Annotated in this window: 9 protein-coding genes; 3 read left to right on the top strand and 6 right to left on the bottom strand. The window is 40.0% G+C overall.

Annotation, left to right across the window (positions count from 1 at the left end; all coding sequences use genetic code 11):
• Window positions 1-56: 56 nt before the first annotated feature.
• The 3 genes from eno to mazG form a co-directional block, all read right to left on the bottom strand.
• Window positions 57-1358: a phosphopyruvate hydratase gene (eno, locus tag ACPEH5_RS19965; protein WP_042848174.1), complete on the bottom strand. Its 1302-nt coding sequence runs from the start codon at window positions 1356-1358 to the stop codon at window positions 57-59.
• A gap of 65 nt (window positions 1359-1423) precedes the next feature.
• Window positions 1424-3061 carry a glutamine hydrolyzing CTP synthase gene (pyrG, locus tag ACPEH5_RS19960; protein WP_042848176.1) on the bottom strand — a complete coding sequence of 546 codons (1638 nt, stop codon included), beginning with the start codon at window positions 3059-3061 and terminating at the stop codon, window positions 1424-1426.
• 474 nt (window positions 3062-3535) lie between these two features.
• Window positions 3536-4330: a nucleoside triphosphate pyrophosphohydrolase gene (gene mazG / locus ACPEH5_RS19955; protein ID WP_129466331.1), complete on the bottom strand. Its 795-nt coding sequence runs from the start codon at window positions 4328-4330 to the stop codon at window positions 3536-3538.
• Window positions 4331-4693: 363 nt separating this feature from the next.
• Here mazG and ACPEH5_RS19950 point away from each other — a divergent pair, with 363 nt between their 5' ends.
• Window positions 4694-5338, top strand: a complete 645-nt coding sequence (locus ACPEH5_RS19950; protein ID WP_129466332.1) for a hypothetical protein — start codon at window positions 4694-4696, stop codon at window positions 5336-5338.
• A gap of 44 nt (window positions 5339-5382) precedes the next feature.
• Here the strand turns inward: ACPEH5_RS19950 and relA are convergent, their stop codons facing one another.
• The 3 genes from relA to dgt form a co-directional block, all read right to left on the bottom strand.
• Window positions 5383-7617, bottom strand: coding sequence for a GTP diphosphokinase (gene relA, locus ACPEH5_RS19945; protein ID WP_281110630.1), 2235 nt, complete (start codon window positions 7615-7617; stop codon window positions 5383-5385).
• Between the two features lie 16 nt (window positions 7618-7633).
• Entirely contained in the window at window positions 7634-8965 is a 1332-nt protein-coding gene (rlmD, locus tag ACPEH5_RS19940; protein ID WP_166687295.1) for a 23S rRNA (uracil(1939)-C(5))-methyltransferase RlmD, read from the bottom strand.
• A gap of 173 nt (window positions 8966-9138) precedes the next feature.
• On the bottom strand, window positions 9139-10665 hold the full coding sequence (dgt, locus tag ACPEH5_RS19935) for a dGTPase (protein WP_423727143.1): 1527 nt from the start codon (window positions 10663-10665) through the stop codon (window positions 9139-9141).
• Window positions 10666-10909: 244 nt separating this feature from the next.
• Between dgt and mtnN the strand changes: the two genes are divergently transcribed.
• The gene (gene mtnN, locus ACPEH5_RS19930; protein ID WP_048608086.1) at window positions 10910-11602 is read left to right on the top strand and encodes a 5'-methylthioadenosine/S-adenosylhomocysteine nucleosidase; all 693 of its coding nucleotides are present in this window, start codon (window positions 10910-10912) and stop codon (window positions 11600-11602) included.
• 71 nt (window positions 11603-11673) lie between these two features.
• On the top strand, window positions 11674-12504 hold the full coding sequence (gene btuF, locus ACPEH5_RS19925) for a vitamin B12 ABC transporter substrate-binding protein BtuF (protein ID WP_131680967.1): 831 nt from the start codon (window positions 11674-11676) through the stop codon (window positions 12502-12504).
• The last annotated feature ends 198 nt before the right edge of the window (window positions 12505-12702 follow it).

Below are 12702 nucleotides of genomic sequence, written 5' to 3'. Positions count from 1 at the left end.
ATAAAAAAGGGAAGCCTAAGCTTCCCATGTAATAATATTATTAAGGTCAAACTAAATTAAGCTTGGCCTTTCACTTCTTTCAGGCCATTGAATGGCGCATTTTTGCCTAATGCTTCTTCAATACGAATCAGCTGGTTGTATTTAGCAACACGGTCAGAGCGGCTCATAGAACCGGTTTTGATTTGGCCTGCTGCTGTACCTACAGCTAAATCTGCAATAGTTGCATCTTCAGTTTCACCTGAACGGTGAGAAATAACCGCAGTATAACCGGCATCTTTCGCCATTTTAATTGCAGCCAAAGTTTCAGTTAACGAACCGATTTGGTTGAATTTGATCAGAATAGAGTTAGCAATACCTTTATCGATACCTTCTTTTAAGATCTTAGTGTTCGTTACAAATAGGTCGTCACCAACCAATTGGATTTTGTCACCAAGTACTTTAGTTTGGTATGCGAAACCGTCCCAGTCAGATTCGTTCAGGCCGTCTTCGATAGAAACGATTGGATACTGTTTAGTCAGTTCTTCTAAATAGTGAGTAAACTCTTGTGAAGTAAAGGTTTTGCCTTCACCTTTTAACTCGTAGTTACCCGTTTCTGCGTTATAGAACTCAGATGCTGCACAGTCCATCGCTAGAGTAACGTCTTTACCTAATACATAACCAGCTTGTTCAACGGCTTCTTTAATTGCGGCTAAAGCTGCTGCGTTTGATTCCAAGTTAGGAGCATAACCACCTTCATCACCAACTGCTGTATTCATACCTTTAGATTTAAGTACTTTAGCTAAGTGATGGAAGATTTCAGAACCCATACGAACCGCTTCTTTCAGTGTTGGTGCACCAACAGGCTGGATCATAAATTCTTGGATATCAACGTTGTTATCTGCATGCTCACCACCATTGATGATGTTCATCATAGGTAAAGGCATAGAATATTGACCATGAGTACCATTCAGATCAGAGATATGCTCATACAGAGGCATGCCTTTTGCTGCTGCTGCTGCTTTTGCGCTTGCTAAAGAAACAGCCAGAATTGCGTTTGCACCAAATTTAGATTTGTTTTCTGTGCCATCAAGGTCAATCATGATTTGGTCGATATTGGCTTGATCTTTTGCATCTTTACCAGTTAGGGCTTCTGCGATTGGGCCATTTACAGCGGCAACTGCTTTCAGAACACCTTTACCCAGAAAACGTGCTTTATCACCGTCACGCAGTTCCAGTGCTTCACGAGAACCTGTAGATGCACCTGATGGTGCAGCTGCTAAACCAACAAAGCCGCCTTCTAAATGAACTTCAGCTTCTACAGTTGGGTTACCACGAGAGTCAATGATTTCACGGCCGATCACTTTAACAATTTTGGACATTAGGTTTTCCTCAGTACAAGTTAAATTTCGGGAAGCTGGCACACCTGCACCGACTTCCCCATATCTTATTTCAACTCACCTTTCTGGTACTTACCAGCGGCTTTAACAAAACCTGCAAACAATGGGTGACCATCTCTTGGAGTAGAAGTAAATTCAGGATGGAACTGACATGCCACAAACCATGGATGATTTGGATTTTCAATAATTTCCACCAATTTGTTATCTACTGAACGACCTGCAATTTTCAAGCCTGCATTTTCAATGCGTTTCAACAGTAAATTATTTACTTCGTAACGATGGCGGTGGCGTTCAATAATGGTTTCTGAACCATACATATCACGCACTAAGCTACCATTCACTAAGTGACATGGCTGACCGCCTACTCGCATGGTACCCCCAAGGTCACTCTCCTCAGAGCGAACTTCAAGGTTACCCTCTTCGTCACGCCATTCTGTAATCAACGCAACAACTGGGTATTTACAATCTGCTTTAAATTCTGTTGAGTTTGCATCTTCCATATTGGCAACGTTACGAGCAAATTCAATCAACGCAACTTGCATTCCCAAACAAATACCTAAATAAGGGATGTTATTTTCACGTGCATATTTTGCCGTCAGAATTTTCCCTTCAATGCCACGTTCACCAAAACCACCTGGAACTAAAATAGCATCCAAGCCTTTTAGTAATTCAACACCACGAGTTTCAATATCTTGTGAATCAATTAATTTAATGTTCACTGTTAAACGGTTTTTCAAACCACCGTGTTTTAGTGCTTCAATAACTGACTTATATGCATCTGGTAACTCAACATATTTACCTACCATCCCAATAGTGACTTCACCTGCAGGATTAGCTTCTTCGTAAATAACTTGTTCCCATTCAGATAAATTCGCTTCTGGGCATTCGATACGGAAACGGTTACAAATATATTCATCCAAACCTTGTGATTTTAACAATGCTGGGATTTTATAAATAGAATCAACGTCTTTTAAGGAAATAACCGCTTTTTCTGGTACATTACAGAATAACGCAATTTTTGCACGCTCATTCGCAGGGATAACACGGTCTGAACGACAAATTAATACGTCAGGCTGAATTCCAATTGATAGTAACTCTTTCACAGAATGCTGCGTTGGCTTAGTTTTCACTTCACCCGCTGCTGCAAGGTATGGCACTAAAGTTAAGTGTAAGTATAAAGTACGCTCACGACCTACTTCTGCCGCCATTTGACGAATAGCTTCTAAGAATGGCAATGATTCAATATCACCAACAGTACCACCAATCTCGACAAGAACGACATCATGGCCTTCGCCACCACGGATAATTCGGTCTTTGATTTCATTAGTGATATGCGGGATAACTTGAATTGTCGCACCTAAGTAATCACCACGGCGCTCTTTGCGCAGAACTTCGGAATAAACACGCCCAGTCGTAAAGTTATTGCGACGTGTCATTTTGGTACGGATAAAACGCTCATAATGACCTAAATCTAAGTCAGTTTCAGCGCCGTCTTCTGTAACGAAAACTTCCCCGTGTTGGGTAGGGCTCATTGTACCTGGATCTACGTTGATGTAGGGGTCCAGTTTCATAATCGTCACATTGAGTCCACGGGCTTCGAGTATAGCCGCCAAAGAGGCTGCGGCAATGCCTTTACCCAGAGAGGATACGACCCCGCCGGTCACAAAAATATAATTAGTTTTCATGCTGAACCTGAAAGTTTAGGTTTAAAAGATGATGGATATAACAGGACGGGAAAACAGTATACCCGAACCTTAATTTCGCTACAAATGTTCTAAGCATAATAAGGCTAAATTTCATCAATACTCTAATATTATCAGCAAGTTAAAAACGAAAATTATTTATCGCTTTAAAAGTAGTCATCTATGTCTGTTTTTATAGATTAACACAGTTTAAAGGCAAAAGCTAAATCCTTTCAGCTGATTGTATGGCGTAAAAAATGCGATTCTGCACTAACTTTGATTTTGAATAACTATTTACTCTGCTTATCGCTATTTAGCCCTCAAAAGTTTCAGTTCTTTCATTATTTTTGAAGCTTTGTTTGTCATTATAAAAATCTAAGTCATGCGACTTTAGCTGTATCAAGCAATCACTCTACATCATTCATAATACCGCTAGGGATAACCAACAATGCTGTGATGCAAAATATAATGTCTCTTTTATTCTTGGCGCTTAACCTGCTGCCAAAGTGCTTCCATCTCCTCAAGTGTAGCACTTTCTGTAGATTTACCACTTTCAGCTAAACATTTTTCAATTTGACGAAAACGAGATTCAAATTTGTTGCATGCTTTTTGTAGCGCTATTTCAGGTTTATGCCCCAAATGGCGAGATAAATTTACTGTGGCAAATAATAAATCACCAATTTCTTCTTCAAGGCGCGTTTCATCGACAACAACCTGAGTTGCTTCCTCCATAACCTCTTCTAATTCTTCATGAACTTTACCAACTACAGGACCCAGTGTATCCCAATCGAAACCCACTGATGCACATCGTTTTTGAATTTTATACGCTTTCATCAGCGCGGGTAATGAGCTTGGAATATCATCCAGTACAGAAAACTGGGATTTCTCAGCTCTCTCTTTCGATTTACGTTTTTCCCACCCGTCAATCACCTCTGTACTGCTCAGCGTATTATCAGCATCAAAGATATGGGGATGGCGGTGCTCAAGCTTATCACTCACAGCTTGGCAGACATCATTAAAATCAAACAATGACTTTTCATTCGCCATTTGTGCATAGAAAACCACCTGAAATAATAAGTCCCCTAATTCACTTTTTAAGTCAGCAAAATCTTCACGCTCTATTGCATCTAACACTTCATAAGTTTCTTCAAGTGTGTATGGTGCGATAGTTTTAAACGTCTGTACTTTATCCCATGGACAACCGCTTTGAGGGTCGCGTAGCTGTGCCATAATAGACAATAAGCGTTCTATCTGAGGATTGGCCTGACTCATTTTTATTCCCTTTTTTCTTTGATTTTGTACGCGTTGGCTTTTTATCACTGACTGATTACAAGATAGAACCAACTGAAACGATTTTTACAATGCCAGTTTTATACTTTAATTAATGCAAATTGCATGTAGACGACAAACAAAAATAGTCTGATAGGCATACACCAATGCGTAATGCAGTTACCTGAATGCCCGTTCCATGCAACTTGAAGTATGACGAGTATAATATGGGAATTCAATAAGCTATCTCCCCTTCATCAACTATCAATGACGATAAAAAAACAAATTCGACATTTTTACCTTCATTTATGAAAAATACTGCCCAAAAAATAAGTATGGTAAGAAAAACATTAAAGAGCTAATAGCATGTTTAATAAAATTACGTATCCAGTCAGTGAATTAAACACAACGGATATCACACCAAAAAATCGCCTTAAATCTTTGTTTTCAAAAAAAGTAAAATTAATTAGCAACTCTTCAATCAACCTTCATCCGAAAGGAGTTGGTAAAGGGTATGAAACTTGCAAAGCCTTTAGCCTTGAGAAAAGTACTCGATCAGATATCTACTTTAAAATCGGTTATATCAGTGATTTTAAAGGAATGAAGGAAGAGGCTCTAACCATACACGGAACTCCTAATGGACAAGTTTCAATGTATTCGAATAATACGGCCAATAGAAAATACTTAACGGTAAAAGAGGCGATATCTCATATAAAATCAGTTCACAATGTTGACCTTACGGTTTCCCAAAAACCACTGCATGTCCTATCATGCTTTGGTGTTACTAATGGTGTCTATCAATCATTTGCGAATGAATTAAACAGAGAAGTCATAGGATATGGGGATGGAGGTGTGCTAAGAGGTAATGATACCTCTGAATATTTATCTAATCCCAATGTTGACCCTCTACTTTCGGTCATTGACCACAATACACCACAAGAAAAAACGATGATCGCGAGTGTTCATAAGTATTACCCTGCTCACGCAAAAAATAGTATTTGGCTAAAGTAAAATACCGCAGCCAACAACGCTGCGGCTCAATATCTGACGACAACCTATGATGAATGGCGTTTTGCTTCTATCACATCAGGTAACTGATTTAATTTTGCGAGTACCCTGCTTAGTACCTCAATGTTATAAAGCTCAATTGTCATATCTATTGTCGCTAGTTGCTGTTTAACATCACTACGACTACTGACACCAAGGACATTAACTTTTTCGTTCGCTAAAATTGTCGTAATATCGCGTAATAACCCACTACGATCGTTTGCGACTACCCTGACGACTAAAGAATAACCACTTGAATAGTTTTCCCCCCATACGGCATCAATAACACGCTCAGGGGCATGGCTTTGCAATTCAGCCAACTGTTCACAATCCGCACTGTGAATGGAAATCCCTCGCCCTTTGGTAATAAAACCGACAATTTCATCACCCGGGATTGGCTGGCAACAACGCGCAATATGGTGCATCAGGTTACCCACCCCTTCGACGACCACACGACCACTTCCATGAGATGGTGCCCTTGGAACTGAAGACTTACTTTCCAGCGTCTTCATCGCTGCACGGTCTTCTTCTTCTTCTGCTGTCGCCTTATTAAACTTACTTTGTAGGAAGTTAACTAATTGGTTGATACGAATATCACCACCACCAATACCCGCTAAAACTTCATCTAATGAATGAACGTTATACCGCGCTATCAACAGCTTTTCTGCTTCTCTAAGACTAATATCGAGGTGAGATAACTCGCTATCCAATATTTGGCGACCCGCAAGGATATTTTTGTCTCTATCTTGCTTACGGAACCAGTTTTGTATTTTCGCTCGTCCACGGCTAGTGGTAACATAGCCAAGGTTAGGGTTTAACCAGTCACGACTAGGATTTGGATGCTTTTGCGTAATAATTTCAATTTGATCCCCCATTTGTAGTTGGTAACTAAATGGCACGATGCGACCACCAATCTTAGCCCCTATACAACGGTGACCCACATCACTGTGGATATGATATGCAAAATCAAGTGGCGTCGAACCCGTTGGCAAATCAACGACATCACCTTTAGGTGTAAAGACATAGACTCGGTCATCAAATACTTGGCTACGCACCTCATCCAGCATTTCACCAGAATCGGCCATTTCTTCTTGCCATGCAATTAACTTACGCAGCCATGCAATGCGGTTTTCATAGCTACTGCCCTTGCCAACACCCGTTGCGCCTTCTTTATACTTCCAGTGCGCTGCAACCCCTAACTCTGCATCTTCATGCATTTGACGAGTTCGTATTTGAATTTCAAGGGTTTTACCATTTGGCCCAAGTACCACCGTATGAATCGATTGATAACCATTTGGTTTTGGATTCGCCACATAATCGTCAAACTCATCCGGCAAATGACGAAAGTGGGTGTGTACAATCCCTAGAGCAGCATAACAATCTTGCAAGCGTTCGACGACAATACGCACTGCACGCACATCGAACAGTTCATCAAACGCTAAAGATTTTTTCTTCATTTTGCGCCAGATACTGTAAATATGCTTAGGGCGACCGTAGATATCAGCTTGAATACTCTCTTTTAACATATACTTTCGTAATGTCCCTACGAAGTTATCAATGTATTCTTCACGATCGATACGGCGCTCATGGAGTAATTTAGCAATTTTTTTATACTCATCAGGGTGTAAATAACGGAAACAAAAATCTTCTAGTTCCCATTTTAGCTGCCCTATCCCCAAACGATTTGCTAAAGGCGCATAGATATTTGAACATTCTTTAGCGGCTAATACGCGCTCATCTTCTGTTGCATCTTTTACCTCACGTAAATGTGCGATGCGTTCAGCTAATTTTATGACAACACAGCGGAAATCCTCTACCATCGACAGTAACATACGACGGATATTATCCACTTGTATCGAGCTTGTTTCACTCGACTGCGTGGCTTTGAGCTGGCGAATTGCGTCCATTTCCAACACGCCCTTAACAAGTTCGTTAATAGAATTACCAAACTCATCAATCACATCTTGCTCTTTTAGCTCCCCTTCTTCGACTAAAGGGAAAAGCAAAGCTGCTTGTAAGCTACCGATATCCATACTCAATGTAGAGAGTATCTCGGTCATTTCAATGCCGCGCCATAGCAATAAAGGCGCTTTTTCTTGTCCAGCTAATTTGTCATGACAGTATTGCCAGGTATGGATGAGCTTTTCTTCTGATTGCTTATTGCCCAAACCTAAACCATTAACCCAATTTTCTGGGGCAAACTCACCTGCTGGGGTAAGATGTGCACTTCTTACTGCAACCATATATTCTCCCTACCGATTAAACCTCTGGGCGACGGATAAATAATGCCATTGATTCTAAATGGCTAGTGTGCGGAAACATATCCAACATCCGCAAATGTAATAATTGATAACCCCCACCAAGTAAAACCTTGCTGTCCCTAGCTAATGTTGTGGGGTTACATGAAACATAGACAATTTTTTCTGGCATCAGTTTAATTAAATGTTCCATTACACCAGCAGCTCCGGCCCTTGCAGGGTCTAATAACACTTTATTAAACCCTTGAGCTGCCCATGGCTGTGTATGAATTTGTGCTTCTAAGTTCTCATTATAGAATGCTACATTATAAATAGTATTGAGCTGAGCGTTGTTTCGTGCTTGTTCGACTAAATTTTCAACACCTTCAACCCCAACGACAGATTTCGCAAGCCGAGCAATAGGCAGTGTAAAATTACCCATTCCACAAAACAGGTCTAATACCCTGTCTTCACTGTTGATATCCAACCATGCTAACGCCTGCTCGACCATTTGTTGGTTAACTTGCGCATTAACTTGAATAAAGTTTGACGGATTAAATCTCAACCTTTCCCCTGCGACTTGATATTCAGGTAATGGGGAAGTCTCAGTCAGCGTATGTAAGTTTTCATCATTACCTGCTAACCAGATAGACACTCCGTGCTGATTTTCAAAATCAATGAGTTTTGGTTTATCTGAAGATAGCAAAGGAGCCAAATGCCGGATCAATACAACTTTGCAGTTATCCGCATAAATTAATTCAACATGCCCCAGTTTCGCGGCAATACTGAGTTGGTTGAGACATTGTGAAAGCGGCTCAAGCAATATGTCTAGATCGGGTGATAAAACAGGACAATGTTTTATATCAACCAAAGTATTCGATTGAGTTTTTCGAAAGCCCATGACTAACCGATGGCTTTTAGAATGGTATTGCAAACCCAAGCGTGCTCGTCGACGGTAGCCATATGACTCACCGCTGATAACCGGGGTTGCTGGTTTATCTACCCCCGTTTCGCGTAACATTACATACTGTAAAGCAAGGGCTTTACTCTCCCTTTGTAGTTCAATATCAACATGCTGTTGTTGGCAACCACCGCATTGTTCAAAGTAACCGCAGCGTGGCTTAACCCTTTGTGGATTGGTACTCAACCGCCTAATAACCTTCGCTTTTGCAAAATGACGTTTATCTTCTGTTAATTCAATCTGAGCTTCTTCATTAGGCAATAAACCTGCCACAAAAATCGTTTTGCCATCGACACGAGCGACACCTTGCCCAGCAGCATCAAGGCTTTCAGCAATAACCGTTATTTGACGGCGTGAAGTAGTACGGCGGTTCGGAGAGTAAAATTGAGCCATAAGTAGTCACTACGGAGTATTAAGTTATAAAAATAATGATTGCCGTTTTTCCCGTTTCAACACGTTGCTTTTTCCGCCTATTAATAAGGAAAAACCTGTCCCCTTAGTATACCTGTTTTTCCTATCATTTTATTGAATACTTTGCGAATTTATTACATAACATCAATATAATGTTAGTTGCTGACCATAAATTTTCTATATTCTTCATAGGCATAGTGATCTGTCATCCCACTAATATAGTCTTGTATTAAACGTGCCCGGTAATAAAACTCGAGGATTGAGCGGTCAGACTCATTGGTCGCAGAAATTTTTTCAAGCGCTTCAGTATAAGATAAGCGGTGCTTATTAGATAACTTATGGAATAAACGAGTTTCAATAAAAAAATGCTTATGATAGTTTTTGTCCACTAGTTCCGCAAAATCTGTTCTGCTCATCATTAATAATGGGCTATAGAAATCGAGTAACCCACTAATAATGCGATACCCTTGAAGTTCTAGTTCCTCAACTTCATGGTGGTTAAAAACATGCTTAAATGCCACTGTTTTTAATACTTTCAATAACCTATGCTCAGGGCTTTTATCTTCCAGTAATGCGCTATTAAAATTACCATGGTAAATTTCAGGTAAGTTTTTTATAAACTGTTGAGCACTGTAATGGCATAACTTACTCGTAATATTGACGCGTAAGTACATAAAAAACTGATCTTGTTGAATGCGCCTTGTGTGATTATCACTAATATTGTTATAAGCACGCATAATGGTTTGGTCAAACAAATCGTTTGGTTCAATAGGACCCCATTCTGCCTTTAAATAATCGATTAATTTTTCGACGGTAAAAATACCTTTTTCAGCAGCGTCATCCAGATCAGCAATGCAATATGAAATATCATCAGCCGCTTCCATAATATAAGAGAGAGGGAAGCGACAATATTTCTCCATATCGAGTTTTTTTGTCAATTCACTGACAAAATCTGATTCAGACCAATAATAACCCGGTTTTTTCATTAAATAGTCAAATTCTGCAGGGATCGGAGCTAAATCATAAGCCCCGCGAGTATATTTCAAAATTGAACCAATCTGTGCGTAGGTCAAATTTAATTTGAGCAACCGATGAGCCATACGCAACCCTTGAGCATTGCCTTCAAATGAACACAAATCGTACTTCAATTGACGACGAAAAAGGTCTTGCTTTTCATTACCTGTCAATTGTAAGGCGTGTATTTGGCATGGATCAGGAGAGTCTGGTGTATAAAGATAGCCGGGAGCCAATAATTTACTGAACCAACGCTGTATTGCAGCTTCACCAAAATGACCAAAAGGTGGGTTGCCGATATCATGCATTAAGCAAGCCATTTCAACGAGGCTTTCAAAGGCGTCACACCTTTCATCTAACCCATAGGTTTCTAATAACTTTCTCTTTTTTAATTCACCCAAAACGGTTTTACTAATGTAACGCCCCACTTGCTGAACCTCTAGTGAGTGAGTCAATCGGCTACGTACAGCAGAATTTTGTTCTAACGGAAAAACTTGTGTTTTTTGTTGTAAGCGACGAATGGCAGCAGAATTAATGATACGCCCCCGATCACTTTCAAATAAGCGATTAACGGCGTCTTCATCTTTTTCCGAAACTTTTTGATTCTTTGCGCTACTCGTATAATTACGCTGAAAGCTTAGCTTTTTAAGAAAGTTAATCTCCCCCATTCTTTCCTCTCCCTTATCTAAATTTATTAGTCATTATATAACCAAAGTGCAGGAAAAATACTTCACGCCTCAACTTTCAATGCTACACTTCGTACAGCTTTGTAATTTCATTGCTTAAACATGAGATATTGCAATATTAGTTGCGATAGCGCTCGAAGATCAAAGCAATAACACAACAAAATTCTATTTTCCCTAAATAATGTGTTGTAAACACTAAGTAGGGGAATATGGTGAAGGAGACAAAATGAAAGTTGGGGTCATTGGTGCAATGGAGCAAGAAGTTGCTATTTTGCGCTCACAAATTGAAAATTGCCAAACGATCAGCCGCGCAGGCTGTGAAATTTATACCGGAAAAATTAATGGTGTTGACGTTGCTTTATTAAAATCAGGTATTGGTAAAGTTGCGGCTGCAATCGGTACAACATTATTACTAGAACATTGCCAACCTGATGTAGTTATCAACACTGGGTCCGCAGGTGGGTTAGATCCTCGTTTAAATGTTGGTGATATTGTTGTCTCTACTGAAGTTCGTTATCACGATGCCGACGTCACCGCGTTTGGCTATGAGCCAGGCCAAATGGCACAATGCCCACCAGCTTTTGTCGCGGATAGCAACCTGATAAACGTTGCGGAACAGTGCATTAATTTATTGGATATGAATGCAGTACGTGGTTTAGTCTGTAGTGGTGATGCTTTTATTAATGGAGCAGAACCATTAGCTCGTATCAAAGCCATGTTCCCTCAAGTTGCTGCAGTTGAGATGGAAGCGACTGCGATAGGGCAAGTTTGCCACCAGTTTGGCGTACCATTTGTTGTCGTTCGCGCCATTTCTGATGTAGCCGATAAAGAGTCTCATACCAGTTTTGATGAGTTTTTACCTATTGCTGCTCGCCAATCTTCACTGATGATCAACGCGATTTTAACAAAACTCGCTTAATTTTCTCCTATGAAAAAGCATAACTAACATTCCGTTATGCTTTTTCATTGCAGCTAAGATAAATGATAGTCATGAAAAGAATTCCTCATTTTTATTCCTTCACTGTTACCTTGTTATGTACCTTGTTGGTTACTTTTTCTGCTCTAGCTACCCCCAAACAACGGGTTATTAGTTTATCACCAGCAAACACCGAACTCGCCTACGCGGCTGGATTAGGTGATAATTTAGTTGCAGTTAGTGCTTACTCCGACTATCCAGAACAAGCAAAAAAAATAGAACAAGTTGCTGATTGGCAAGGGCTAAATGTGGAGCGTATTATCGCACTTAAACCGGATTTAATTCTTGCATGGCGAGGAGGAAACCCACAGCGCCCTCTCGAACAACTCGCATCTTTTGGTATTCCTATTATTTATTTCGACCCGCAAAGCATCGATGAAGTGATTAATTCAGTTACTGAATTAGCACAATACAGTCCTAACCCCAAAATTGCACAACACAATATTGAAATGATGCGGGCAACCTTAGCCTCTTATCAAAATAAAAAAGCCTTAATCAACAAACCAAAACGTGTGTTTATTCAATTAGGTATCCAGCCTTTATTTAGTACTGGTAATCAGACATTGCAAAATGATGTTGTGGAATTTTGTGGTGGTGAAAATATTTTTGCTAATAGTACAGTGCAATGGCCGCAAGTCAGCCGTGAGCAAGTACTTACCCGCAAACCAGATGTGATTATCATGACAGGTTCAGCAGAACAGGAAAAAGCAGTGAAAGAATTTTGGCATCCCCAACTCAATGTCCCTGTTATTCGGTTAAACGAAGATTGGTTTCATCGAGCAGGCCCAAGGATTGTGAATGCAACCGAACAACTGTGCGAACAGCTAAACTCACTATCTAATTGATAATTAGTAACTAAAATCCGAGAATTATAGGTTATAGGTTACAGGTTACAGGTTACAGGTTACAGGTTACAGGTTACAGGTTACAGGTTACAGGTTACAGATTACAGATTACAGATTACAGATTACAGATTACAGATTACAGATTACAGATTACAGATTACAGATTACAGATTACAGATTACAGATTACAGATTACAG

Source organism: Providencia sp. NPDC089933, from assembly GCF_049545585.1.
Classification (GTDB): Bacteria; Pseudomonadota; Gammaproteobacteria; order Enterobacterales; family Enterobacteriaceae; genus Providencia; species Providencia huashanensis.
This window is presented reverse-complemented; position numbering and strand designations above follow the sequence as displayed.